The 24480-nt window shown below is 46.6% G+C and carries 25 protein-coding genes; 6 read left to right on the top strand and 19 right to left on the bottom strand.

All coding sequences use genetic code 11. The annotated features are described in order from the left end of the window. Positions 1-85: 85 nt before the first annotated feature. The 6 genes from ptsP to ACGHCT_RS10175 all read right to left on the bottom strand — a co-directional run bounded on the left by ptsP (position 86) and on the right by ACGHCT_RS10175 (position 6120). The gene (gene ptsP / locus ACGHCT_RS10200; protein WP_390439856.1) at positions 86-1714 is read right to left on the bottom strand and encodes a phosphoenolpyruvate--protein phosphotransferase; all 1629 of its coding nucleotides are present in this window, start codon (positions 1712-1714) and stop codon (positions 86-88) included. Between the two features lie 203 nt (positions 1715-1917). Next, the gene (gene asrC / locus ACGHCT_RS10195) at positions 1918-2883 is read right to left on the bottom strand and encodes a sulfite reductase subunit C (RefSeq protein ID WP_072851267.1); all 966 of its coding nucleotides are present in this window, start codon (positions 2881-2883) and stop codon (positions 1918-1920) included. A gap of 12 nt (positions 2884-2895) precedes the next feature. Continuing rightward, positions 2896-3684 (bottom strand): anaerobic sulfite reductase subunit AsrB, encoded by a 789-nt coding sequence (gene asrB / locus ACGHCT_RS10190; protein WP_072851268.1) that lies wholly within the window; start codon positions 3682-3684, stop codon positions 2896-2898. Continuing rightward, a complete protein-coding gene (gene asrA / locus ACGHCT_RS10185; protein ID WP_072851269.1) occupies positions 3677-4693 on the bottom strand; it encodes an anaerobic sulfite reductase subunit AsrA in 1017 nt (338 codons plus the stop codon). Before asrA ends, asrB begins: the two co-directional genes overlap by 8 nt. Before the next feature lie 54 nt (positions 4694-4747). Further along, positions 4748-5437, bottom strand: coding sequence for a Crp/Fnr family transcriptional regulator (locus ACGHCT_RS10180; protein WP_390439853.1), 690 nt, complete (start codon positions 5435-5437; stop codon positions 4748-4750). Between the two features lie 113 nt (positions 5438-5550). Further along, complete coding sequence (locus ACGHCT_RS10175) at positions 5551-6120, bottom strand: manganese efflux pump MntP family protein (protein ID WP_072851271.1); 570 nt, start codon at positions 6118-6120, stop codon at positions 5551-5553. A gap of 416 nt (positions 6121-6536) precedes the next feature. Between ACGHCT_RS10175 and ACGHCT_RS10170 the strand changes: the two genes are divergently transcribed. Next, on the top strand, positions 6537-6950 hold the full coding sequence (locus tag ACGHCT_RS10170; RefSeq protein WP_072851272.1) for a MerR family transcriptional regulator: 414 nt from the start codon (positions 6537-6539) through the stop codon (positions 6948-6950). A 65-nt stretch (positions 6951-7015) separates the two neighbouring features. Here the strand turns inward: ACGHCT_RS10170 and ACGHCT_RS10165 are convergent, their stop codons facing one another. Both ACGHCT_RS10165 and ACGHCT_RS10160 read right to left on the bottom strand, forming a co-directional pair. Beyond that, entirely contained in the window at positions 7016-7777 is a 762-nt protein-coding gene (locus ACGHCT_RS10165) for an N-acetylmuramoyl-L-alanine amidase (RefSeq protein WP_072851273.1), read from the bottom strand. A 66-nt stretch (positions 7778-7843) separates the two neighbouring features. Further along, positions 7844-8314 (bottom strand): methylglyoxal synthase, encoded by a 471-nt coding sequence (locus ACGHCT_RS10160; RefSeq protein WP_072851476.1) that lies wholly within the window; start codon positions 8312-8314, stop codon positions 7844-7846. 133 nt (positions 8315-8447) lie between these two features. On the opposite strand from ACGHCT_RS10160, the gene ACGHCT_RS10155 reads away from it, so the two are divergent. The 3 genes from ACGHCT_RS10155 to ACGHCT_RS10145 all read left to right on the top strand — a co-directional run bounded on the left by ACGHCT_RS10155 (position 8448) and on the right by ACGHCT_RS10145 (position 11150). Then, a complete protein-coding gene (locus ACGHCT_RS10155) occupies positions 8448-9368 on the top strand; it encodes a diacylglycerol/lipid kinase family protein (protein ID WP_390439850.1) in 921 nt (306 codons plus the stop codon). Between the two features lie 50 nt (positions 9369-9418). Beyond that, positions 9419-10234: a glycerophosphodiester phosphodiesterase family protein gene (locus ACGHCT_RS10150; protein WP_187143903.1), complete on the top strand. Its 816-nt coding sequence runs from the start codon at positions 9419-9421 to the stop codon at positions 10232-10234. Between the two features lie 253 nt (positions 10235-10487). Next, a complete protein-coding gene (locus tag ACGHCT_RS10145) occupies positions 10488-11150 on the top strand; it encodes a phosphatase PAP2 family protein (RefSeq protein WP_242975701.1) in 663 nt (220 codons plus the stop codon). A 43-nt stretch (positions 11151-11193) separates the two neighbouring features. On the opposite strand, the gene ACGHCT_RS10140 is transcribed toward ACGHCT_RS10145, so the two are convergent. From ACGHCT_RS10140 to sfsA, 3 genes are read right to left on the bottom strand one after another with little or no spacing between them, the layout of a single operon-like run. Further along, on the bottom strand, positions 11194-12210 hold the full coding sequence (locus ACGHCT_RS10140) for a glycosyltransferase family 2 protein (protein WP_072851277.1): 1017 nt from the start codon (positions 12208-12210) through the stop codon (positions 11194-11196). A gap of 3 nt (positions 12211-12213) precedes the next feature. Further along, the gene (mutY, locus tag ACGHCT_RS10135) at positions 12214-13269 is read right to left on the bottom strand and encodes an A/G-specific adenine glycosylase (RefSeq protein ID WP_187143902.1); all 1056 of its coding nucleotides are present in this window, start codon (positions 13267-13269) and stop codon (positions 12214-12216) included. Positions 13270-13281: 12 nt separating this feature from the next. After that, on the bottom strand, positions 13282-13974 hold the full coding sequence (gene sfsA, locus ACGHCT_RS10130) for a DNA/RNA nuclease SfsA (RefSeq protein ID WP_103710837.1): 693 nt from the start codon (positions 13972-13974) through the stop codon (positions 13282-13284). 135 nt (positions 13975-14109) lie between these two features. Between sfsA and ACGHCT_RS10125 the strand changes: the two genes are divergently transcribed. Beyond that, a complete protein-coding gene (locus tag ACGHCT_RS10125) occupies positions 14110-14742 on the top strand; it encodes an HAD family hydrolase (RefSeq protein ID WP_072851278.1) in 633 nt (210 codons plus the stop codon). A gap of 210 nt (positions 14743-14952) precedes the next feature. Further along, entirely contained in the window at positions 14953-17187 is a 2235-nt protein-coding gene (locus ACGHCT_RS10120; RefSeq protein ID WP_390439845.1) for a bacterial Ig-like domain-containing protein, read from the top strand. Between the two features lie 89 nt (positions 17188-17276). Here the strand turns inward: ACGHCT_RS10120 and ACGHCT_RS10115 are convergent, their stop codons facing one another. The 8 genes from ACGHCT_RS10115 to ACGHCT_RS10080 all read right to left on the bottom strand — a co-directional run bounded on the left by ACGHCT_RS10115 (position 17277) and on the right by ACGHCT_RS10080 (position 24472). Further along, complete coding sequence (locus ACGHCT_RS10115; RefSeq protein ID WP_072851280.1) at positions 17277-17678, bottom strand: DUF4190 domain-containing protein; 402 nt, start codon at positions 17676-17678, stop codon at positions 17277-17279. An 89-nt stretch (positions 17679-17767) separates the two neighbouring features. After that, the gene (locus ACGHCT_RS10110; RefSeq protein WP_390439843.1) at positions 17768-19384 is read right to left on the bottom strand and encodes a L,D-transpeptidase family protein; all 1617 of its coding nucleotides are present in this window, start codon (positions 19382-19384) and stop codon (positions 17768-17770) included. 158 nt (positions 19385-19542) lie between these two features. Then, on the bottom strand, positions 19543-20439 hold the full coding sequence (locus ACGHCT_RS10105; protein ID WP_072851478.1) for a CorA family divalent cation transporter: 897 nt from the start codon (positions 20437-20439) through the stop codon (positions 19543-19545). A gap of 77 nt (positions 20440-20516) precedes the next feature. Next, entirely contained in the window at positions 20517-20669 is a 153-nt protein-coding gene (locus tag ACGHCT_RS10100) for a hypothetical protein (RefSeq protein ID WP_390439840.1), read from the bottom strand. A gap of 126 nt (positions 20670-20795) precedes the next feature. Continuing rightward, on the bottom strand, positions 20796-22088 hold the full coding sequence (locus tag ACGHCT_RS10095) for a homoserine dehydrogenase (protein WP_072851282.1): 1293 nt from the start codon (positions 22086-22088) through the stop codon (positions 20796-20798). A gap of 37 nt (positions 22089-22125) precedes the next feature. Next, positions 22126-22914: a PHP domain-containing protein gene (locus tag ACGHCT_RS10090; protein ID WP_390439837.1), complete on the bottom strand. Its 789-nt coding sequence runs from the start codon at positions 22912-22914 to the stop codon at positions 22126-22128. 48 nt (positions 22915-22962) lie between these two features. Further along, entirely contained in the window at positions 22963-23652 is a 690-nt protein-coding gene (locus ACGHCT_RS10085) for an MBL fold metallo-hydrolase (protein WP_390439835.1), read from the bottom strand. Positions 23653-23662: 10 nt separating this feature from the next. Continuing rightward, positions 23663-24472, bottom strand: coding sequence for an amidohydrolase family protein (locus tag ACGHCT_RS10080; RefSeq protein WP_390439832.1), 810 nt, complete (start codon positions 24470-24472; stop codon positions 23663-23665). Positions 24473-24480 lie beyond the last annotated feature (8 nt).

The following is a 24480-nucleotide window of genomic DNA, read 5'->3' as shown; positions in this document are numbered from 1 at the left end:
TTTCAGCAGATGCGGGTACAGACTGCATACCTCTATTATACTGATTTCCGCTGAAAACACAATGAAAAAGGAATGCCGTCACTGCCTATGCTTTTATTTTTATCTCCCGTATCTTCTTTCTGAGTCCCAGAATATAGGAGGGAGCTACGGATAATTCATCAACCCCCATGGCAAGAAATGTCTCCGTCAGCTCCATATCTGAGGCAAGCTCTCCGCAGATTCCCGCACGGATTCCATGTTTGTGAGCATTCTCCACTGTCATCTGGATCATCCGCAGCACCGCAGGATGATGGGCGTCATAATATCTGTCCAGCTTGGCATTCCCGCGGTCTATGGCCAAGGTATACTGCGTGAGATCGTTGGTTCCGATGCTGAAAAAGTCAACCTTTTTTGCCAGCTCATCGCTTACCATAACGGCTGCAGGAGTCTCAATCATAATCCCCAGTTCCGCCTCCCCCATAGCAATTCCTTCTTCCCTCAGCTCATTTTTTACCTCTTCCACAATCTCAAGGATCTCGTCCACCTCTTTCGCAGAAATAATCATGGGGAACATAATAGAAAGATTGCCAAAAGCAGAGGCCCGGTACAGAGCACGCAGCTGCGTTTTGAAAATGTCTTTTCTTTCCAGGCAGATCCGGATAGCCCGGCAGCCCATAGCGGGATTTTCCTCTTTCTCCATATGGAAATAGTCAATCTGCTTATCCGCTCCGATATCCAGCGTTCGGATAATCACCTTCTTGCCCCCCATATTTTCCAGAACGGTCTTATATGCAGCAAGCTGCTCATCTTCTGTCGGATAGTCCTTCTTCTCCAGATAGAGAAATTCACTTCTGAAAAGACCTATCCCCGAGGCATCATTCTTTAGTACACCCGCAATGTCAGAAACACTTCCGATATTAGCATACAGCTTTATCCTTTTTCCATCCAGGGTAACAGTTTCCTTTCCCCTTAGTTCCAGGAGAAGTTCTTTTTTCTGCTGTTCTTCTTCCCGGCGCTTTTTCATTTCCTCCAGCACCTCTAAAGTGGGATCCAGATATAAGATTCCCCGAACCCCATCCACAGCCGCCTCTTTTCCGTCCAGATCCTGTTCCAGATCGATACCTGTATTGACAATAGCGGGAATATTCATGGTTCTGGCCAGGATTGCCGTATGCGAGTAGACAGAGCCCCGGCTGGTGACAAAAGCAAGTACCTTATCTTTGTCCAGCTGTACGGTTTCACTGGGCGCCAGATCATCTGCCACGACGATCACCGGGCCCGTAAAGTCCCTGTCCTGCCTTCCCTTTCCGATGAGATTTCGGATTACCCGCTCTGAGATATCCTTTATATCCGCTGCTCTCTCCTTCATATAAGCGTCATCCATAGCGGCAAATATATTCGCAAAATGTTCTCCGGCAGTCCCCACTGCGTACTCCGCATTCACCTTCCGGGTCTGAATCATATGCTGAACACAATCCTGATACTCCCCATCATCCAGCATCATCTGGTGCGCTTTAAAGATCATGGCGCCGGCCTCCCCCACTTCCCTCAGCGCCTTCTCATACAGCTTCTGAAGCTGGTCAGCTGCCTCTTCCTTTGCCTTCCGGAAACGGGCGATTTCCCCCTCCGGATCCTCGGTGCGCCTTCTTTTTATCGGCTGGTCTTCTTTCTTATAAACTGCAATTTTTCCCACAGCAATGGCTGCGAATGCACTTTTTCCTTTGATAATTTCCATTAGGTACTCCCTTCCGGCTGGAATTTTTACATATGATAATGATACCGCCATTTTCTTTCATTGTAAATCACTTCCAGTCACGCTGCCCTCCAAAAAGCGAATGTGACAGTCAGCACCTTTTAGCAAAGGAAAGCAAAAAGGCGGATATTACCGCCGTAGCAGCTCAATATCCGCCTTGCTGTTTTTGCTTGTTATTGCCAGTGTTACCTGTAGTGAACACCGCTCCAGTAAACATGGTCCTTTACAATAGTCTCAGGGAGCAGCCTTACGCCGTCCAGCGCCCATTTTTTATATTCGGCAAAGCCTACCCGGTCGATAATATAACCTACATGCTCCTTCCCCCCGGGCGCATTGGGGTCAATGTATTCTTTCACAAACCCATAGGTATTCAGGATTACTTTAACGATTGTATCTTCATCCGCCCACACCAGGAAGTCCTCTCCCAACCGGGGATTCCTCTTTCCTGTTCTGCCCATGATGGTAAGACGGTAATATTTCTGTCTGCTTCTGGTAAATGCCCTGGTGGGACATTTGGTAATGCACACCCCGCAGCCCACACATTTCTCTTCGCTGCGCACCACCTTATAATTTTCCCGGCGAAGAGCGTTCACCGAAAGCTGATCGCAGCCTTTTTCACAGGCCCCGCAGTTCACACAGCGGCCGGGATCATACTGGGGCATGGTCATGCCGATGATTCCGAAATCATGCATCCTTGCCTTAATGCAGTCATTAGGACAGCCGGTTAAGGCTATCTTAAAATGAAGATCATTGGGAAAGATGGCATCCTCGATGCGCTTTGCAAATGCCGCCGTATTATAATTTCCAAAGGGACAGACACGGTTTCCGATACAGGCAGAAACATTTCTTGTTCCGGAAGCCGGGTAACCGGTGCCGGGTATCTCCTGGTTGATTCCCAGATTTTCAATCACGGGCTGCAGCATTTCATTTACCTTATCCATATCCTCCAGGGAGATTCCCTCAATCTCAAACCCCTGTCTGGTAGTCAGATGTACACTTCCGTTTCCATAGGTCTCTGCAATATCCTTAACCACGCCTAATACCTCTGCGCTGCATTTTCCTCCGGGAACCCGCACTCTGGAAGCTGTGATCCCTCTTTCTTTTGAAATACGGAAGGCATTCTTTTTCACTTTTTTCGTATTGATATCCATACGGTCTGCCTCCTAATCGAATAATTTCTTTCCCTTTGTATAGTTAAACACCGGCCCGTCCAGACAGATATATGTGTCATCCATCTTGCAGTGGCCGCATTTTCCAAGTCCGCAGCACATTTTTCTCTCCTGTGAGATCCAAATTTGTTCTTCCTTTATTCCCCGTTTCAACAATTCTGCCACTGAAAATTTCATCATTACAGGAGGTCCTACCACAATTGCCGCTGCATCCTTAAGATTCTCTATGGGAATCTCCGGAATATATGCAGTCACAAGCCCTGTCTTCCAGCCCGGATCATCTGCATGATCTACCGTCACCGTGAGATTCATCTGTTTTTCCCACCGCTTTATGCTGTCCTTGAACAGAATGTCCCCGGGGGATTTAAAGCCGGCAATGACCGAGAGGCTTTTCACCTCTTCCCTGTGCTCTCCGAAATAGTCTATCACCCCTTTGACCGGTGAAACCCCGGTGCCTCCGGCCACGATTATCAGCTCTTTTCCCCGGTAGAGATCCAGGGAGAAACCGTTGCCGTAGGGCCCTCTCATAAACAGACTCTGGCCCACACGGTTCTCGAATATTTCATTCGTTACCTTACCCACCTTACGGATGGTAAGCTCTACGTCGCCTTCCCCGATTCCGCTCACTGAGATAGGCGCCTCCCCGAACTTCGGGATGGAGACCTCGAAAAACTGCCCCGGCTGTACGTCACCCACATAAGACATACGAAAGCTGTATTCAATCTCTGTATGTTTCTGTACCTCTTTAATCTGAGATAAAAAAGGGATATATTCATTACTCATTGTCCTGTCCCTCCTTTGCCGCCCGGCCTAATTTCTGAAGACAGGCCAGATAAGAGATATATTCCGGACATACATCCTCACAGCGGCCGCAGCCCACGCACATGTGATATCCGAATCTTTTCTTATAGTCATATACTTTATGTAATACCTTGAAGCGCATTCTCTGGCCCTGGTCCTGCCGGAAGCTGATGTTTCCTGCAATATCTGTATAGCCGTCCACCTGGCAGGAAGCCCATACTCTGCGTCTCTCTCCTGCCCGGTCATTGTCCTTGTAAAAAATATCCTGCATGGTAAAACAGGTACAGGTAGGACAGACAAAATTGCAGCGGCCGCAGCCGATGCATCTGCCGGCATACTCTTTCCACATTGCGTGGTTCTGGATTCCTTCCGGCAAGTCTTCCGGAATCTCGGTCTGAACCGGGTTCTTTGTCACATATTCTACGGGAAGTTCCGTTTCTTTACCCTGAAATGCTTTGAGGATTTTGCCCAGTTCCTCATCTTGGCACTCCAGGTAAACCCCCTGCTTATCCATCTTAAGATAGGCATCATAGTCTGTGCTTTTGTTGGTTCCCATAGACACACAGATGCAGGAGTCAAAGGACTCCGGACAACCCATGAGGATAAACCTGGTATTCTCCCTTTTCCTTTTATAATAATAATCCTCCGCGCCATTTTTCAAATAGATCTCATCCAGACGCCTGACACTGTGAAGATCACAGCTCCTTACAAGAATCAGATTACCTTTCTCTTCCTCTTTTGGGACCTTCATCTCATCTTCTGTGAAATAAAGAATTGTCTGGGAGATGGGAAGCAGCACTTCTTTAAAGCTGTAGTCTGACTTTTTATCCCATACAATCTCGTCCCATCCCTGAATCTCTCCGTACCGGATACTGTCCGTGTCGGAGAAGCACCCTTCCATAGGAAATACCTTGGGGGCATAAACCCGGTAAGTTTCCAGCAGCCGCTCTAACAATGCATCTGCTGTCTCTCTCTGCAATAACGTACCCATTGTTTCCATCCTTTCTGAATATCAGCCATCTCTGCCTGTATCTGTGACCCATGATTAGGCCTTATAAAATCCGGCCAGCTCCTCAGGATCCGGAATCCAGAAATGTTTGTTTTTATAAACAATCAAATCCTGGCTGCTGAGGTTTTTACATGCCCTTGAGACATTTTCCCTGGGGGCTCCCACCAGATCTGCCATAAGATTCATAGTCATCTCTATGTCGATCTTCACACCCGCTGAAGTCTGCACGCCGAAATCTCTGCCCAGCTTCCACAGCTTCGCTGCAATCTTCCGCTCCAGATACATATTGCCTGTGGTATTTTTCAGCTGATGGCTCAGCCGCCAGATGTACCGCTCATATTCTCTCATAACTGCGCACATCCAGGCAGGTTCCTGCTCCATCATTTTAACAAACAGGGTCTGAGGGATTTTCAGCACCGTCAGCCCACTTGCCGCCTCACAGAAGACCGATGCCTGGGTTTTGCTTATGATATTGTAATTGAGAAGGCTGCCCTTCCCCAGGATGAAAATGACCTTGCGGTTGCCGTGCTTTGTAATATTATAGACTACAGCCTCTCCGTCCAGCACAATATAGACAAATCCCACTGATTCCTTTGCACGGTATATCATTTCCTTTTTTTCATAGTCAACTATCTGTGCCTGGTTCAGTATTGTCTGAATCAAACTTTCCGGAACCTCCTGGAAAATCTTTAGCTTCTTCACTTCATTTCTTACAATATCCCTCATACGGTACACTCCAACTTCCCTTTCCTGTCCCGCTTCTTACATCAGTAATTATAACGGATCCAATGCTTATGTTCGGTGACGTTTATCACATTTTCCCAACTTTTTCTTTTTTCTTACAGGAATCCCAGATGTTCCAGCAGAATCTTTGCACCGATGAGTATGAGTATGACTCCGCCGGCCAGCTCTGCCTTTGCTTTATACCTGGTCCCAAAAATATTTCCGACTTTCACACCAACCGCCGAGAGGACAAACGTCACAATGCCTATGAAGGAAATTGCCCGGATGATGTGCACCTCAAGAAACGCAAAGGTAATGCCTACGGCCAGAGCGTCGACACTGGTAGCCACTGCCAAAAGAAACATTGTCTTTACATCCAGGGATGCATCGGTATCACCGCACTCTGCGCATTCCCCGGACAGGGCTTCCCTTACCATATTCCCTCCTATTAAAGCCAGAAGCACAAATGCAATCCAGTGATCCACAGCAGTGATCTTTTCCTTAAACTGCACTCCCAGCACATATCCCAGCAAAGGCATCAGCGCCTGAAATCCCCCGAACCACAGCCCTACGATCCCGGCCCTTTTTACTGTAATCTTCTGCATGGCCAGCCCCTTACAGACGGACACCGCAAAGGCATCCATAGACAATCCTACTGCCAGCAAAAACAATTCCATAATTCCCATGTTCCATCCTCCTGTATTATCCTACTAGTGTGCCGCAACTGCCCTTTTCTGCTTTTGCATGATATTCCCACACGATGGGGAAGATTTTGCAGCAGCGCGCGTCCAGCCCAGAGAGCTTTTTATTGCACAGAAAATTCAAAGAACTTTTCAGAGTAATAAAAAAAGACGCATGTACAGTGGGCACCATACATGAGTCTCATTATTTAAGATAAGCCAGGCCGTCACGGCCAGTATGTTGACTTACCACGTATCCACGCCAATTACTCCCTCACGAATTGTTAACATTTTATCATTAAGGGGCAGGGATTTCAAGAAAAATTTACCTGTTTTTCCAAACTTACTTGACCTGCCCCTGCCTTCAGATGGTATGATACAAATAAAAAGCCAAACGCTTAGGCAAAAAGGAGAGATTCCCTATGACGATAACAGAAGTAAGCAAAAAATTCGGACTGTCGGCGGACACCCTTCGCTATTATGAGCGGATCGGTCTGATCCCCCCTGTTCCCAGGACGAAAAGCGGCATCCGGGATTATGGCGAAGAATCCTGCGCCTGGATCGAGCTTATGAAGTGCATGCGAAAGTCGGGGGTCCAGATTGACGCCCTGATCGAATACGTAAGTCTTTTTCAGAAGGGAGATTCCACGCTGGAGGCAAGAAAGACATTGTTAACGGAACAAAGAGACCAGCTTCTGGAACGTATGCGCGATATGCAGGCCTCCCTGGATCGGCTGAATCTGAAAATCGAACATTATGAGCAGGGACTGATGCGTGTGGAAAAGAAACTTCTGGATATGAAAGCAGCGAGGAAGGGCGAAGAAGCTGCAGGATAGGACAAAGCACAGAAAAAAGTCTGAGACCCACAGGCAGCAGATGTGCCTATGGGTCTCAGACCCTGTTACGTTGTAATTAAAGTACTGTATCCATCCCTGCGCAGCCTCTGCTCCATCTTAATGGCATTATCCAGCTGTCTGAAAGCGCCTACCTGCACCTTATAGTATCCGTCCTCATCCAGCATAAATGCGGGATAGCCTTTATCCAGCAATTCGTACAGCAGATTATCTGCATTGCTCTTTACCCGGAAGAGACCAACCTGAACCCGATACAGGGTAGGTTCCTCCACGGTCTCCTCATCTAAGGTTCCCATAATAGCCGCAGCAATTGCCTGTGCAATCTCATCAAACTGTGCATCGAACCTCTGATTGTCTTCGTCTGTATTGATGAATCCTGTCTCGATGAGTACCGCGGGCATCTTGGTTCTTCTCAATACCACAAGCCCCGGTCTGGCCGTCACCCCCAGCTCATTGAATCCCAGTTCTCCAAGAGCGCCGTTGATATTCTCTGCCATATCCAGCTTTTCTCCTGATTTATCGTATACCAGCGTCTCCACTCCGGAATACTGGTTGGGCCGGGGACTGGAATTACGGTGGAATGAGATAAAGAAATCAGCTCCGGACTCATTTGCTATGGTAGCTTTTTCAAAGGGTGTCTGATACACGTCTGTGGTTCTGGTATATACTACATCTACTCCGTTATCCTCCAGAATCTGGCCTACCGCCAGTGCCAGGCGAAGATTATCGTCCTTTTCCTGCCGTCCCTGATAAACCGCACCCGGATCCGTGCCACCGTGTCCGGCATCAATTACTATCTTATATGCCAATTGTAGACTCCTTGCATTGCTTTATAATTAGTGTATGCAGGCAGCCGGAATCCGGGCACACAAGATTTACATAGTCTCTGCCCGATCGTCTACGCTTTTCTTAAAATTAATGACTTCATGGTCATATTCTTCCGCCATGAATCTGGAATTCAGCATAAAATCAGCCGTAGCCTTATTAATTGCCATAGGGATATCATAGACCTGAGCAATCCTCATCAGAGCCTTCACGTCAGGATCGTGGGGCTGAGCAGTCAGCGGATCCGAGAAGAATACCACAAAATCTATGACTCCTTCTACAATCTTCGCCCCAATCTGCTGGTCACCGCCCAGGGGCCCGCTGTTGTATCCCTTTACTGACAGGCCTGCTTTATCCGTAATCATCCTCGCCGTTGTGCCGGTTCCATAGAGAGAATGCTCTTTTAATATCTCATAATTATCTTTACACCACTGGATTAATTTTGGTTTTTCATTATCATGGGCAATTAATGCAATGTTTTTTTTCTTACGAATGGTAAATGTCACAAAATCTTCGTTCATGCTTTTCTCCTTTTTCTTAGGCTTTTGTATTTCCTTTTTCATAGTATCACACTTTCCGGTAAATGCAAATTCATTTTTCCTTGTTCTGCATGCATCAAACTGCTACAATAGGAATAGGATAAGGAGAACTAATATGTACTATTTTATAATCAACCCCCGCTCACGCTCCGGGTATGGTGCAGTGATCTGGGATAAGATCCAGCATGAGCTTGAATCCCGCGGGATTCCCTATGAAGCTTATTTTACACTATATAAAAAACACGCTGCCCGCCTGGCCCATGAACTGGAAGACAGGCACCACACATGCACCATCGTCGTCGTGGGAGGGGACGGAACCGTCAACGAAGTTCTGAACGGTCTCACCCACCCTGCCCGTATTACTTTAGGTTACATACCTACCGGCTCAGGAAACGACTTTGCCCGGGGAATGGGAATCCCCTTCGATCCCGCTGAGGCGCTTTCTCTCATACTTTCTTCCCACGCCGTTGCAGAGATGGACATCGGCACCCTGAAAACCCGGTATCACACCAGATGCTTTGGCGTCAGTGCAGGTATCGGCTTTGACGCGGCCATCTGCCATGAGGCCCTCTCCTCCCCCATCAAGGACACACTGAATCACCTGGGACTGGGCAAGCTTACCTATGTGGGGATAGCGCTCCGGCAGCTTTTTTTATTCAAACCCTGTCAGGCCCGCATATGCCTGGATAAAAAGCAGACACTGTATTTTCCCAGACTTTATTTTGCCGCAGCCATGAATCAAAAATACGAAGGGGGAGGGTTTCAGTTTGCCCCCGGAGCAAAAAGCGATGACGGAAAGCTTCATATCTGTGTTGTGGGAAATCTGAGCAAACCCAAAATTCTTCTGATGCTCCCCACAGCTTTTTGGGGAAAACATATTCATCTAAAAGGGATACATATGTTTTCCTGCAGGCAGATAGATATTCACACAGACCGTCCCCTGCCGGTACACAGTGACGGGGAATCCTGCGGATATGCGGATTCCATTTCCCTGTCCACAGCCAGCGAACAGATTTCTGTCATTACCCCAGGCTGAGTCTCCTCCCAATGATACGGTATTATATAGAGAGAAAGGTCTGAATAATAATGAAAATACTGACATGCCTGCTAATCCTGTTCCTTCTTTACATATTCTGTATTCTCCCAAGGTTTACCCATCGAAGAGAGAGCAGAAGCTTCCGCCATATTCTGTTTGCCCACAGAGGGCTGTTTTCCAATGAAAAAGGAATTCCGGAGAATTCTCTACCTGCGTTTTCCCGGGCGGTAAGCAAAGGCTATGGAATTGAACTGGATGTGCAGCTCACCAAGGACCAGCAGCTGGTAGTCTTCCACGACAGCACGCTGAGCCGTATGTGCGGCCTGGATATCCACGTAAGAGAGAAAACTTATGAGCAGCTAAAAGAGCTCACTCTGCTGCATACCAAGGAACAGATTCCTCTGTTCTCCCAGGTGCTGAAGCTGGTAGACGGACAGGTGCCGCTCCTCATAGAGATTAAGCTGCCCTGTTTCAGCACCTCTACCTGCGCACTGGTAGATAAAGCAATGGCTGGTTACAAAGGCAGTTACTGCATTGAATCATTTAATTCTCTGGCCCTTTTCTGGTATCGGGTGCACCGGCCGGATGTTGTAAGAGGGCAGCTGTCCAGCAACCTGACAAGACCTGTGGCGGAGGGCGGATACCTGTTAAGCTTCCTGGTCAAACATTTGCTCACCAACGTGCTGAGCCGCCCGGACTTTATTTCTTACTGCTATAAAGACACTAATAATATAAGCTTCTGCATACTCCGCAGCCTGCTGGGAACCATGACTATGGTATGGACTATACGATCTCAGAAAGCATATGAACGCTGCCTGAACCGGTATGATTCCCTGATCTTTGACAATTTTATACCCCATTCATAATTCAAGTACGCCTCTGCGTACTTGCTGCAAGCCGCCGGGGGCTTTATCTTGGAAGGAGATTAGACTCCCACCAAGACGATTTTGTTATTTACTCACCACCTATAGCGGCGGGAGTCTTATCTGCTTACAAGATAAATAGCCAGTTTGTGAACGTTTTCTTAAATATAAATGAACTGCATTGTTATCCTCAGATCCCTGTGCTATAATGCAGTTGATTAAAAATATTCACCAATAAATTAAAGAGGTGACCCCTTTGAATATCATTAAAAAATACAAACACGCCTGGATAATACCTGTTTTCGGTATACTTTACATGATGGGATTTACGTACCTGGAACAGCGGAATAATGTACGTTTTCATATCATTCATATGAAAATTGATGATGCCATTCCTTTCTGTGAATACTTTATAGTGCCATACTTCTTATGGTTTGCATTCATAGCGGCAACTGTATTTTATTTTACCTTTATCAACAAGAATAAAGCCGATTATTACAGGCTCATCACAACGCTGGGAATCGGTATGACTCTGTTTCTGGTAATCTCTTATGTCTATCCCAATGCCCAGGATCTAAGGCCTGTAGTATTTGCCCGGGATAATATCTTTGTGGACATGGTAAAGCACCTGTACCGGATCGATACACCGACCAATATACTGCCCAGCATCCATGTTTATAATTCTGTGGCGGCATGTACGGCCATCTTCAAGTGCGAAGGGCTGAAAAAACACCGAGCGGTCAAAGGCGGCACTCTGATTCTCACTGTGCTGATTGTCCTGGCAACTGTGTTTTTAAAACAGCATACGCTTTTGGATGTTATTACGGCCTTCGCCTTATATTTTATCTGTTACCAGGTCATATACAAGCCCAGAACGGCCCCTCAGAAAGCCAAAGCTGCAGAAGCTGCAGCCAAATAAGAATGTGAAAGGTTCCTTCCGATTACCGGCAGGAACCTTTTTATTAGTTAAATCCATAAAACTTCTGAACGACCCGGTAGACGGCAACGGATACCTCCCGGCCGCTCTTTCCCGGAAGATTCACGCACCGTCCCAGCAGTCCGAAACGAAGTCTGCGGTAGAGATGGGCATCTGCCGTCTTCAGATATTTCCAGAGTTCTTTCTTCTTTTCAAAGTTTTCATCTGTCCCGGATCGGATCAGCATAATAGATGACACTGCCGTGATAATATCCAGATAGTTCAGCATATATTGCCGCATTCTTTTATTGTCGAGACGTTTCATTGCAATAGAATCTATCATAAGCTTGTTTACTTTTATCTGCTGATCAATCCTTCGAATCATTACGTCTTCATGGACAGACTGATCTTCCCTCCCGATAAAATAACGGTAGAAATTAACGTTCAGATAATACATTGTCCGTACACTGGGCAGCGGCTGGTATACAAACAGATTATCTACATAAAAGGTATGCATGGGAAGCTCCAGCCCGCACTCCCGAAGCAGCTTTGTACGGTAGATCACCGAATGCATCAGAATGTACTTGCCTGTCCCCATATGTCTCATATCCTCCCAGGTGAAGATACGGTCCTGGGGCAGATACTTGGTGTACTTCATTACCTTCTTCCTCCTGGCACCCTGCTTTTCATATACAAAATTGCTGATCAGCATGTCCAGAGTATACGGTCCCCCGGCAATATCCTTGATGGTGTCAAGGATCTTTTGGTATGCCTCCAGATTCACCCAGTCGTCGCTGTCCACAACCTTGAAATACAGTCCGGTAGCATTTTTAATTCCCGTATTGACTGCAGCGCCGTGCCCTCCGTTTTCCTGATGTACTGCCTTTACAATGCCCGGATATTTCTCTGCGTATTCATCTGCGATCCCGGCTGTGCTGTCTCCAGAGCCGTCATCTACGATTATAATCTCTACCTGCTCTCCTCCCGGCAGCAGGGAGTCGATGCACTTGCGCATATAAGCTTCTGAGTTGTAGCAAGGAACTGCTATGGATAGTAATTTCATCTATTATATGTCCTCCTCGAGATATTTTCTGTAAGCTGCAAAGGCAGCCGGAATAGGGTATTTTCCTTTTGTCTCTTTTTTGTTCACAAAAAGGAGACCATCTGTATTTCTCTTTTCCCTGGGCTCTATCAGTACCCGGTACCCCTTCATCTCCCACTCCACATGAGAGAATATATGCTTTGCCTGTGTCAGCGTCTGGATGCGCACAGGCTGACAGGACAGTTCCCGGACATACTCCAGAATCTCCTCCTGACTCTTATAGCCTTCCAGATTGGGAAATTCATACATACCGGCCAGCAGACCCTTTTTCTCCCGTTTCCGTATGGCAAAGTCTTCCCCATCCTGGATTAGCAGAACCGTCCTCTTCTCCAGCCTTCTCTGCTTTTTTCCCGCTTTTTTCGGCAGCTCCATGACCCGGTCATGCTTTCTCGCGAGACAAAGTTCCGCCAGAGGACACGCCCCGCATTTTGCCATACCGTTGGGTATGCATACGAGGGCTCCCAGCTCCATCAGACTCTGATTAAAATCTCCCGGAGCGTTCTTGGGCATAATCTCTGCCAGTTCCCTCTCTGTCTTAGTCTTTACGGATTGCTTTAGAATATCCTCTTCATTTTCCGTTATTCTTGCGATTACCCGCAGAACATTGCCGTCCACAGCAGGTCTCGGAATCCCAAATGCGATAGACGCCACGGCACCTGCCGTATAGCTTCCTATGCCGGGAAGCTCCAAAAGCTGTTCGTAATCCGGAGGAAGCGCTCCCCCGTAATGCTCCACCACTGTCCTGGCCGCCTTCTGCATGTTTCTCACCCTGTTATAGTAACCCAGCCCCTCCCAGAGCTTCAGCAGCCGGGTTTCCGGACAGGCGGCCAGATCTTCAATCTCCGGAAGAGCGTCCAAAAATCTGCTGTAATATTCTTTCACTGCCTCCACTCTGGTCTGCTGCAGCATAATTTCCGACAGCCATACATGGTAAGCCGAAGGTTCCCTCCTCCAGGGCAGATCTCTCTTGTTTTCATAAAACCAGCCGAGCAGCGGCTGTACAATCTCTCTCGGTATCATTTTTCTGCCTTTCTATTCCGGTCTCTCCAGGGATACAGGCACGGCATCCATAATCTCAATTCTGTCCGCTTCCACCAGACAGTCATAAGCCAGAATATGGACCCCCTGATCCCGGGCTTTTATCAGCGCTTCTCCAAACTCCGGGTGTGTCTCCCAGTTGGGCATCATCTTCCTTACCCCCTTCATCTGAATCACAAAGAGCAGATAAGCCTCATACCCTGCCCGTACACACTCCCCTAACTCTAACACATGCTTCACGCCCCGTAAAGTAGGTGCGTCGGGAAATTTGGCTGTTTTTTCATCCTCCAAAGTGACACCTTTAACCTCCAGAAACGCTTTCCTTCCGCAATCTTCCACATAAAAATCAAACCTGGAATTGCCGTATTTTGTCTCCGGGCGTATGAGCGCACTGCCGGAAAAGAGGTTCCCCTTGGCAAGCCACTCCCCCGCTGCCTTGTTGGGAATCTGAGAATCCATATTAATCAAAAGATTCCCCTTCTCTACACCTATCACATCAAATTTTGTTTTCCGGTTGGGATTGCTGCTCTTTTCCAGATAAACTTTAGCCCCGGGAATCAGGAGCTCTTTGCATCTGCCTGTATTCTTCACATGACAGACCTCCTCTTTTCCCTCAGTGATCACATGGGCGATAAACCGGTTGGGACGTCTCAAGAAAATCCCCTCCTGTACACTTTTGTATCTCATAGTATCCCCCGTATCTAATATTTCTTGCTTTTTTAGATGAGTTTCTTTACAATATTCACATGCGCCGGCGTTCTGCAGCATCTGCATACAGACGGTCCGGTCACAGGACTTATTATACTACAAAGGAGAACGAATATGAAACCAATAGATAGTATTATTTTTGATGTTGACGGAACCCTGTGGGATTCCACTCATTTGGTGGCAAAAGCGTGGAACCAGATCCGGATCCGGGAGGAGGTTTCCATTCCTCCTCTCACAGCCGAAACTCTCAAATCTTTGTTTGGCCGTACACTTCCGGATATAGCCAGGGCGCTCTTTCCCAATGAATCTCCTGCAAGACAGCTGGAACTAATTCATCTGTGCTGTGAGAGAGAACATGAGGTGCTGCTTCGGGCTCAGGTACCTCTGTATCCCCGCCTGGAGTGTACGCTAGAGCAGCTGTCAGCGGTCTATCCCCTGTATATTGTCAGCAACTGCCAGGGAGGATATATTGAAGTATTTCTTGAGAATACTGGATTCGGACACTACTTTCAGGACCACCTCTGCCCGGGGGATACAGGCAATGCTAAGGCCGCTAATATCAAAGAAATCATTCGCCGCCACCATCTGCAGGCACCAGTCTATGTGGGGGATACAGACGGCGATCACTGCGCCTCCAGGGAAGCAGGGATTCCCTTTGTATTTGCCTCCTATGGCTTTGGAACCACAGAGGATCCCGATTACAGCATTGCCGCTCTTGGGGATCTGACCCGCTTATTTCTTTCCTGAATCACGCCAAAAAAATGCCTCCATTTTCAGTAATTATTACCTAAGATATTAAGCAAAATTCATTGAATCTTAATTTACTTTAGTCATAATAAATTATATAATACTTATATAAATACAGACTATTTATGTTCTTCTTCTACACTTTTCAGAATTAGCCAGGCGGTCAGCGAAAGGTGCGCTGTGCCCACTATAGATTGGAGGCGAATGGATATGAAGAAAACCAGGAAACGTATTTTATCTATCATTTTAACATTACTGTTAACGGCAGGCAGTGTGCCCGTCACTGCATGGGCCGAAGATGCTGCAGACGGTCTGGCCTTTGCAAAGGATTATATGAAAAACGGAGCAACATTTACGTACGGTACAGGCAAAACACCAGAAGCCCTTGACGGCACAGCCACTGCCAAAGACGGCAGTTCTGTCGTCTACCAGTGGTATACTTCCTCGGAAGGAAAGCTCTCGCCGCTTAAGAATGCTTCCAGTGCGGTCTACACTCCGGACACTGAAAAAGCCGGAACTACCATCTATGTTGTGGAAGCCAAGCTTGCGGCATCCCCGGAAACGGCCCTGAAAAGCAAAGAAGTCAAAGTAATTGTCAAATCAGCTCCCGAAAAGATTACCGTAACATCCCCTCCCAAAAAGACCGAATACAAAGAAGGGGAATCGTTTGATCCTGCCGGCATGGCAGTGACAGCCGTATATAAAAAGGACAGTCAGGTTCCCTCTGAGGTGCTCTCGGGTTCTGACTATACCATTGCTCCCAAAGGCAGTCTGACCCCTGCAGATACCCAGATAACCATTACTTATCTGGGGCTCACGGCCGTTCAGCCCATAACCGTTGTAAAGGAGCAGAAGCCAAAGGAGGATCCCCCTCCTGTCCTGACTGAGCTCAGGCTTACTCCTCCTGACCGTACCGATTATGAGGAAGGAGACAGCCTTGATATCACAGGACTTACTGTCACAGCTGTGTACGATAAAGGAGATCCAAAGGTTCTCTCCCCCGGAGAATATACCATATCACCTACTGATAATCTGAAAACAACTGACACACTGGTTACTGTAGGCTACAGTCAAATGACAGCCAGCTTCCCTATCCGTGTAGCACCTGCGGTTACACTGGATCGGATCGAGGTGACCAAACTGCCGGATACGCTTTCCTACACAGAGGGAGAGACATTTGACCCGGTAGGTATGGAAGTCTCCGCCTTTTTTACCAGCGGGGCGCCGAAAGTCATCAGCAGTCAGGAATTGACTATGACTCCTGACCGGCCTTTGACCGCCGGCGACAACGTTATAACCATTACTTACCAGGGTAAATCTACTTCATTTTCTGTCACGGTACAGCCGGCTGTCACCCTCACAGGTATTGAAGTAACTCATCAGCCGGATAAACTGACTTATACAGAAGGGGAACGCTTTGATCCCTCGGGTATGGAGGTCAGTGCTATTTACAGTGATCTTACAAAAAAGGCTTTGGATACGAAAGATATCGGCTTCTCCCCTGAGGAGGACCTGACGCTCCAAGATACAAAAATCACCCTGAGCTACAAGGACAAGACGGCCACACTGGATATTAAAGTACTTCCTGCTCTTGTGATGGAAAGTATCCAGATTACTGCTCCCCCTCAGAAAGTAAATTATACAGAGGGTGAAGTCTTTGATCCTGCGGGAATGGAGGTATTTGCAGTTTACAGCGACAGTACCAGAAAGGCTTTAGATACTAAGGAGCTGTCCATCACCCCTGACGGTGCCTTGAAAACCACCGATACAAAAGTTATTGTCTCCTACAAGGGCAAAACCGCAGAACAGAAGATTCAGGTCGTAGCTGCTGTCACCCTGGAGAAGATTACCATTACCACCCCACCGGATAAGACAAAGTACACCGAAGGGGAAACGTTCAGCACAAAAGGAATGGAAGTCACCGCTGTCTTCAGCGATTCTACCAAGCTGGCAATTGACAGCAAAGACCTCTCAATTTCCCCTGACAGAGCGCTGAAAACCAGTGACAAAATGGTCACGATCACCTATAAAGGCAAAACTGCAGAACAGAAGATAAGTGTATCAGAGAAAACCTATAAGATTACAGTGAAAGACCCGTCAAACGGAACGATCACTGTTTCTAAGACAACTGCAAAAGAAGGAGATAAGATCACAGTCACTGCAAAGGCCAGCAAAGGATATAAGCTCAAAAATATACTTGTGAATAAAAAAGCCATAAAGGGAAATTCCTTTGTCATGCCGGCAGAAGATGTCACAGTTACTGCCACCTTTGTAAAATCCGTCTCCTCTTCCAATGACTCTGACAGCAAAACCAAAACATTAAAAGCTGCCAAAACAGGAGATCCTGCACCCATACTTATGCTTTCTCTGATGGCAGCCGTATCTGCCGGGGCAGCAGTGGTGCTTCTCAAGAAAAAGTTTTTGGGAATGGCTTCTAAAAAATAACAATGAATATACGCCTCCTTTCTTCTAATTCAAAAAAGGGTGATGCCGCGGTTAATTCAGCCGCGGCATCACCCCTTTTATCCAAAACATTATGTGGGAATTGCCAATATCACTGCAAACATCAAAAAGAAAAGGACAATTCCGATGGCCGATGTTACAATCCCGGCCACCGCCATTCCCTTTCCGGGCTTATCCTTGGCAATAGAGACAATTCCCAATACCAATCCCACTATGCCTGGCAGAATTCCAATAAACAGACAAGTAAGTACAATAGCAACGATTCCCAGGACCATAGAAGCTATGGCCAAACCGGTCCCTCCCGTCTGCTCCGGTCTTTCCTCATACACGGACCCATAGGGGGGCTCATATTGAGAAATATCACTCTCCGGTTCATAATAGCCGCTTCCATCCAGGATATAGTCACAGACCGGACATTTTCTGGTATTCTCAGGAAACTGAGAGCCACATTGGGGACATTTCATTAGTTCCATTCTTATCCTCCTAAACACTATGTATTCTAATGATAACTGCGCCCCGGTGTATTCTGCCCCGGGGCGTCTTTGATAGGTATACTGCTTAATTAATAGAAGCAGACAATCGGTACATCCTTTTCAATGTTTTCATACAGCACCTGCGCTTTGCTTCTTGGTAGGTTAATGCATCCGTGAGACCCGCTGGTTTTATAGATATTCCCGCCGAAATTACTTCTCCAGGAAGCGTCATGAAGTCCCACTCCTCCATTAAAAGGCATCCAGTACTTAACCGGTGATTCATATTCATAAGTTCCGTCAGGATTCTTCTTTCCTCTCAGTGTCTTGTCTCTCTGCTTGTAATAGAGAGAATATACACCGGAAGGAGTTACACGGTCCTTGTATGACATATTTCCCGATACAAAGTCTGAGTCTACAATCAGCTGTCCGTCTTTATAAAACCACATATGCTGATTTCCCAGGTCAACCTCCACATACGTATTGCCTATTTCATTGCCGTCTCTGGATACGGCAGTTGACGAATAGATCGGTTCTCTTGTAGTGACTGTACCAGCTTTAATCTCCTCGATCAGCTGTGCTACCTCTTTCTTCTGGTTGATTTTCCAGCCATATGAGCCGCCCTTCACCGTAATGTCAGCACCTGCTGCCGTGCTGTGAAAGGATCGCTCTTTCCCCACGGTGTCATATTTGGCAGCCAGAGACTTTACATATTCTTTTGCATTTGCCTTAAAGGTATCTTCATTTTCAATTATATTGCCGTTCTCGTCATAATCGAACCAGTCTTTTATAATAGATCCGTCCAGCAGCTCTGTCTGCTCTCCGAAGGTATAGGTAATGCTTGCCTTGGCATAAGTATTCAGCATATCTCTCTGGGCGATCAGATCCTGATTATCTTTTGTAACGGAAGGTGCGGCATAGGCACCTGCTTCCTCAGCAGAGACATCAGGCCTGCTTTCAGAGACCGCAGTCTTTACCGCCTCAAACATGGTATTTTCATCAATGGTTGTGCCCTGTACTTCATCCACTATAACAAACTCTGTCTCCTGGAAGGTAACATAGGCATCCTGGGGCGCCTCCTGGTTTTCGGCTATCATACAGTCCAGGGAATCCAGTTTGGTTCTCAGCTGATTCTCGTCAAAGGATATATTCTTAGCCGCCTCGTATTTTTCCGGCTTAAAATAGCCTCTAATCCACAGCAGCGGATTCTGCTCCTTTAAAATCTTTTCTGCGTCTCCGTTGGATACATACTGATAACCGATATCACTTCCCAGAATCTCCTGAGCCTGGTCTCCCCTGAACTGAACAGTTATCTTATAATCCTCTACCTGCCTGCGGATCAGATCTTCTGTCTCCTCCACAGTCATATTCTCACAGTTAATCCCGTTAATCTCTGTTCCTTTAAAGAACTTGTCGTGATAGTAGTATGCGCCGACCCCATAAGCTGCACCTGCCAGCAATATAACAACACCTGCAACGATACCGGTCACCTTTAACGCCGTATTTTTACTCTTTTTCTTCTTCATCTTAGACTTTTGGCCAGAGGCCTTTGCAGCCTTTCTATTCTTTTTTTTCTTAGGCTGGTCATATACGGTATCATTGCCTATGGTGTCCTGAACGATCTTGGCCATTGCCTCGTCAATTCGCGGATCCACGGCACCTGCTGCTTCTACCTGATTCTCCTGTAGCTTCTTTTTTTTCTTCGACATCTCTATTTACACTCCTACTCTCTTCACAATAACGCTAACATTATAGCATAATTTTTTTTCTGATAGCAGAGGAAAACAAAGATCTTAACAAAAATTAAGATTTTTGTCACACTTTGTCAATGAAAGAAAAAAAGCTGGAATATTCCCGCCTTCTTCTTTTATTTTAACCACCTTTTCCTTATAAAATACCAGATCTCCAGCAATATAATGAAAAGGCTCAGAAAGGCAATCAGAGGGTATCCATATTCCCAGTGAAGCTCCGGCATTTTATCAAAATTCATTCCATACCACCCAGTGATAAGGGTAAGGGGCATAAAAACCGTGGTAACAATGGTCAGAAAAGACATGATGCGGTTCTGTCTGATGTCAATCTGAGACTGATACATTTCACGAATCTGCATCGTATATTCTTTCAAGGCCTGCGTGTTAGAATACAGCCGGGATGCTCTGTCCCCGAACAGGCGAAACAGATAACAGTCCTTTTCATCCAGAAAGCCATTGTGGTTCTCCACCAGAGTCTCACTCATATCGGCAAGCTGTTCATAATAGGAGTTCAGCCGCAGGAGCTCTTTGCGGCATCGCAGAATTGCCCGGTTCACATTGTCCAATCCTTTATCCAGAAGTTCTTCCTCCATAGTGGTAAGCTTTTCCTCATACTTTTGAAGGAAAAGGACATCGTCCCGAATCATGTATTCCATAAACTGAAAAAGCAAATGTACCAGTGACGTTTTTTCTGAGCTTTTCTCCTCTGCTATGCTGTTCATAAGTGACTGGGCAAAGCCAGTGTCATCAATAAACAGCAGCCGTTTTCGATCCAGATAAAAACTGAAACCGCTTTTATCCCCCAGCAGTGCTTCCTTTCTCGGTATTAAAAAGGTCCCGAAGATTGCCTGATCCAGCCAATCTGCTTTGCAGTAATGAATGTGATTAAGATTTCTCTCAAAAATCAGCTCCTGGGTAACCCTCTCCCGGGAATTTCTGTACTCTTCCAGGGTCATAACCTGGACCAGAGGACAGTCCTCAGAAATTTTATCTTCTTCTACAGAATCATTCACGTCGTTTTCTCCTTTCCCGGCTCCGGCAGAGGAACCGTCTGGGACATACAAAAATAGGAAGAGGTTTCAGCCTCTTCCTATTTTTGCTGCAGTATGTAACAGTCCAGCATCCTGTTTATGGTCCGATTTTTTACCGTAATTATTTTTTTCAGAACAATAATGCTTTCTTTTAACATACTGTTCTCCTGCTGCAGTTTCTTTAACTCATCCCTCAATACTGCCTCATTCATCCCTGACCTCCCTTTCCTTTTTCCTGTCTCACGATCTTCTATACAGAAATAATTATAAAGGGCAGTGAAAGATACCGGTAGTTAAGATGTGTTAAGATTTACTGCATTATTCGGCATAAAACGGCATTATTCACCATACACTCGGATTACGGAAGAGATTTTTCTTATCACGGACATCCCCTGAAAGATTGCCAGGGAATCATTAAAATGTCTTTCTTCCACAGAGTCTGTGATCACCACAATCTCAGCAGTCTCTGAGCTTTTTGCTTTCTGGATGACCTGGGCAATACTTACAGAGTTATTAGCCAGAACACTGGCCACGCTTGCCAGAACCCCCGGCTTGTCATCCACCTGCATGCGCAGGAAATACCTGCTGCGGATATCCCCAATCTGTTTGATGGGAAGTTCTTTATAACAGGTACAGCTGATTCTGCCGCTGCACTGGTACCGGATGTTTCTGGCTATATCAAAGACATCACCTACAATGGCGCTTGCTGTCGGCATCTCGCCTGCGCCGCTGCCATAGAACATCGTGTCCCCTACGGCATCCCCGTGGACAAAAACTGCGTTAAATGCATCTTTTACTGAGGCTAGGGGGTGAGCACTCGGAATCAGCATAGGATGTACCCGCACTTCGATCCCAGTATCCGTGTTTCTGGCCACGCCCAAAAGCTTTATATCACAGCCCATCTCTCTTGCGTATTTAATGTCCTTGGCAGTGATTTTGGCTATGCCCTCGGTATAGACGTCGTCAAACGTAACCCTTGAGTTAAAAGCAATGGAGGCCATGATGGCAAGTTTTCGTCCTGCATCATACCCTTCAATATCCGCGGTGGGATCCGCTTCCGCATACCCCAGCTCAGTGGCAAGAGCCAATGCTTCCTCGAATTCCATGCCCTCTTCTGTCATCTTGGTCAGAATAAAGTTCGTGGTGCCGTTTATGATCCCCATTACTTCCGTAATATGATTGCCTGCCAGGCATTGTTTCAGCGGGCGGATTATGGGAATTCCTCCTGCTACCGCCGCCTCAAAAAGCAGATCACTGTGATGGGTTCCCGCCATATCCAGCAGTTCTTTGCCGTCTACTGCTATGAGGTCTTTGTTTGCCGTCACCACATGCTTCCCTGCTGCCAGCGCTTCCATAATATAGGTGCGGGCAGGTTCCATTCCACCCATCACTTCTATCACAACAGATATGGCATCGTCATGGATAATGTCTTCCCAGCGATTGGTAAGTACTGAGTCATCCTCTACCTTTTTTGCCGCTTTCTCAAGATTGCGTACCAGAATTCTTTTTATTTCCACCTCGGCTCCCAGCTTAGAGAGCATCTCCTCCCTTTGATTTTGGAGTACCTTATAAACCCCTGTGCCCACGGTTCCCAGGCCCAGAAGAGCTACCTGAATTGTTTTCTTTTCCATACTTATATCCTCACATCCAGGGATGTTCCTTCCCTTGTTATAATTCCCTTTCTGAATACTCTGATTTCAGTTTTTCATTTCTTTTATGTGCTTTTGACAGCCCGGCCACCTTATTATATACCCAGAAGGAATATACCAGCACTTTATTCGCCTTACCCATCTTTTCCTTTGTTGTCTTATTATAATAGCTGCCGCCAACTTTGAAGGGAGTGTCTTTCATTACGCAGGCAATCAAATCTGATTCGCTTTTTACTTCGTCAGGAACCTCTGTGTAAGCTTTTCCCACACACTCTATCTTATGGGCATCACTTCCTCCAAAACAGGGCTTTCCGTACTTTTCCGCAAGCTTCGCCGCAGACGCATTGGATTCCTCAGATTCACAGGCATTGAATGCCTCAATAAAATCAAATCTTCGGATAATCCTCGGGTCTTTATAATAAGACTTTGTGTTCGTAATACTTAGATACTTTTCTCCGCAGGGATGGGCCGGACCAATAATCCCTCCGCAGGCATGAACGATAGAGATCAGCAGATGTGCCGGCAGACCCCTCAGTTCCAGAATACGCAGTTTAATTGTCTCGGGCATAATTACAAGCATGTGTCCTGCCCCAAACGTATCATACTCGATTCCTTTTAACACGAGAAAGTCCGTATGCCTCTTGCCCTTAATATATTTTTTCCAATGACGGTAACCGTGGTATGAATTATGGTCTGTTACCAGCATTCCGCCGAACCCTTCAGATTTCAGCTTTTCAATATATTCCTCAATGGGGACCTTTCCATCAAGGGAACCCTCCTTTGTATGGCAATGCATGTCAATCTTCATGACAAGCGCTCCTTCCTATCGTGTTCTATATAAATATTGTATCTAATTTCAGTCCGTTTTAAAAGGGCTTTTTACTATAATTCTATCTGCATATTCCCTGGAACAAGGCAGCTCCTTGAGTTTCTCCGTGACAGTTTCATCCTCCCAGCAGTGCATAGGATATACCCACTGAACGGATACATGCTTCATAAACCAGTCAAATCCGTCGGCAAAATATGTATCCTGCCTGGGATCCAATGGTAAAAACGCCAGTTCTATTTTCTTATCCCTTAACTTCTGAATCTCACTGCGGTATTGTTCCCTGTATGAGCGGTTTACCTTCTCAGGCTCCCCTTCCCACTGCCAGTCGTTCAAGTCCCCTGCGTGATAGATGACATGATCCCCAACGGACACAAGGAATGCGACACCTTCATCCGTAGACTTTAATGTCTCTGCTTCCACCGCTCCGAAGCTCTGCGTTTCTCCCGGTCCCAGAAAAACTGTCACATCTCTTTTATCCGGAGGAACTCTTTTCTTCCAGATATCATCGGAAAGAATATAGGTTACTTTCCGTCCTTTTGCAGCAGGAAGACGGAATATCTCCTCAGAAAAATGGTCCTGATGTCTGTGGCTTGCAAAAATAAACAGGGGTTTCCGGGAATCTAGCACAGGAATATCCCCCTTAAAATAGTCAAACAGCAAATATGCCTCTTCTGTCTCCACGAGAAAGCTGCTGTGATAAATAAAATAAACGGTCATATCTAACCCTCTATCCTTTCAAAAGTCTGACGGCGTTGCCGCTGAACACAGCGTTCTCTTCCTCTGGTTTCAGCTTCAGTCTTCTGATGCATTCTATATTTTCCTTTTGGCCGCTCCACGGACTGTCTGTGGCAAACAATATCTTATCTGTGCCATGTCCTCTTGCAATTCTCAGAAACTGGTCGTCAGGCATAATACCCAGAGAATACCCTGTATCAAAATAAAGCTTCCGCCCTACCAGGTATTCCTCCACCTCATCCCAGCAGTCATACCCGCCCATGTGAGCGATAATCAGTTTATCCGGATCTAACTGTTTCAGGAGATTCTGCACACGCCTGGGCGTGCAGTGGATTTCACCGGGTATCCCCACATCTCTGCCTCCGTGAACGCTGATAATCAGACCTTTTTCGGCCGCCCTGTCAATGATCCTGAGATATTTGATATCATCGATAAACAGCTTTTGGTAATCGGGGTGGAGTTTTATTCCCTTTAGTTCCATTGCCGCTATTTCATCAATCTCCTGCTTATAATTACCCGTCTCCGGATGGATTCCCCCAAAAGATATCAGATTGGGTTCTCCCAGGGAAAACTCCCGGGCAGTGATCTCCCGGGCAAAACGGTTCACAGACGGAAACTGTCCCGGCCGGGTAACCACAGGAAGAATCACAGAGAGATCCACATGGGCTTCCCTCATGGATGCCAGAAGTGAATCTCTGGTGCCGTCTGTATAAGCTTTAGCATCAGAATTCACCGCCAATGTATCTATGGTAGGTTTTGCAATTTTGTCCGGAAATATGTGCGTATGAAAATCTATTATCATTCCTGCAT

It is taken from the genome of Lactonifactor longoviformis (assembly GCF_042848515.1).
GTDB classification, from domain to species: domain Bacteria; phylum Bacillota; class Clostridia; order Lachnospirales; family Lachnospiraceae; genus Lactonifactor; species Lactonifactor longoviformis.
This window is presented reverse-complemented; position numbering and strand designations above follow the sequence as displayed.

Excerpts from the sequence above, each read along its gene's own strand:
- ptsP (WP_390439856.1), bottom strand. The coding sequence starts at position 1,714 with ATGGAAATTATCAAAGGAAAAAGTGCATTCGCAGCCATTGCTGTGGGA.
- asrC (WP_072851267.1), bottom strand. The coding sequence starts at position 2,883 with ATGGATATCAATACGAAAAAAGTGAAAAAGAATGCCTTCCGTATTTCA.
- asrB (WP_072851268.1), bottom strand. The coding sequence starts at position 3,684 with ATGAGTAATGAATATATCCCTTTTTTATCTCAGATTAAAGAGGTACAG.
- asrA (WP_072851269.1), bottom strand. The coding sequence starts at position 4,693 with ATGGGTACGTTATTGCAGAGAGAGACAGCAGATGCATTGTTAGAGCGG.
- ACGHCT_RS10180 (WP_390439853.1), bottom strand. The coding sequence starts at position 5,437 with ATGAGGGATATTGTAAGAAATGAAGTGAAGAAGCTAAAGATTTTCCAG.
- ACGHCT_RS10175 (WP_072851271.1), bottom strand. The coding sequence starts at position 6,120 with ATGGGAATTATGGAATTGTTTTTGCTGGCAGTAGGATTGTCTATGGAT.
- ACGHCT_RS10170 (WP_072851272.1), top strand. The coding sequence starts at position 6,537 with ATGACGATAACAGAAGTAAGCAAAAAATTCGGACTGTCGGCGGACACC.
- ACGHCT_RS10160 (WP_072851476.1), bottom strand. The coding sequence starts at position 8,314 with ATGAACGAAGATTTTGTGACATTTACCATTCGTAAGAAAAAAAACATT.
- ACGHCT_RS10155 (WP_390439850.1), top strand. The coding sequence starts at position 8,448 with ATGTACTATTTTATAATCAACCCCCGCTCACGCTCCGGGTATGGTGCA.
- ACGHCT_RS10150 (WP_187143903.1), top strand. The coding sequence starts at position 9,419 with ATGAAAATACTGACATGCCTGCTAATCCTGTTCCTTCTTTACATATTC.
- ACGHCT_RS10140 (WP_072851277.1), bottom strand. The coding sequence starts at position 12,210 with ATGAAATTACTATCCATAGCAGTTCCTTGCTACAACTCAGAAGCTTAT.
- mutY (WP_187143902.1), bottom strand. The coding sequence starts at position 13,269 with ATGATACCGAGAGAGATTGTACAGCCGCTGCTCGGCTGGTTTTATGAA.
- sfsA (WP_103710837.1), bottom strand. The coding sequence starts at position 13,974 with ATGAGATACAAAAGTGTACAGGAGGGGATTTTCTTGAGACGTCCCAAC.
- ACGHCT_RS10125 (WP_072851278.1), top strand. The coding sequence starts at position 14,110 with ATGAAACCAATAGATAGTATTATTTTTGATGTTGACGGAACCCTGTGG.
- ACGHCT_RS10120 (WP_390439845.1), top strand. The coding sequence starts at position 14,953 with ATGAAGAAAACCAGGAAACGTATTTTATCTATCATTTTAACATTACTG.
- ACGHCT_RS10115 (WP_072851280.1), bottom strand. The coding sequence starts at position 17,678 with ATGGAACTAATGAAATGTCCCCAATGTGGCTCTCAGTTTCCTGAGAAT.
- ACGHCT_RS10110 (WP_390439843.1), bottom strand. The coding sequence starts at position 19,384 with ATGTCGAAGAAAAAAAAGAAGCTACAGGAGAATCAGGTAGAAGCAGCA.
- ACGHCT_RS10100 (WP_390439840.1), bottom strand. The coding sequence starts at position 20,669 with ATGAATGAGGCAGTATTGAGGGATGAGTTAAAGAAACTGCAGCAGGAG.
- ACGHCT_RS10095 (WP_072851282.1), bottom strand. The coding sequence starts at position 22,088 with ATGGAAAAGAAAACAATTCAGGTAGCTCTTCTGGGCCTGGGAACCGTG.
- ACGHCT_RS10090 (WP_390439837.1), bottom strand. The coding sequence starts at position 22,914 with ATGAAGATTGACATGCATTGCCATACAAAGGAGGGTTCCCTTGATGGA.
- ACGHCT_RS10085 (WP_390439835.1), bottom strand. The coding sequence starts at position 23,652 with ATGACCGTTTATTTTATTTATCACAGCAGCTTTCTCGTGGAGACAGAA.
- ACGHCT_RS10080 (WP_390439832.1), bottom strand. The coding sequence starts at position 24,472 with ATGATAATAGATTTTCATACGCACATATTTCCGGACAAAATTGCAAAA.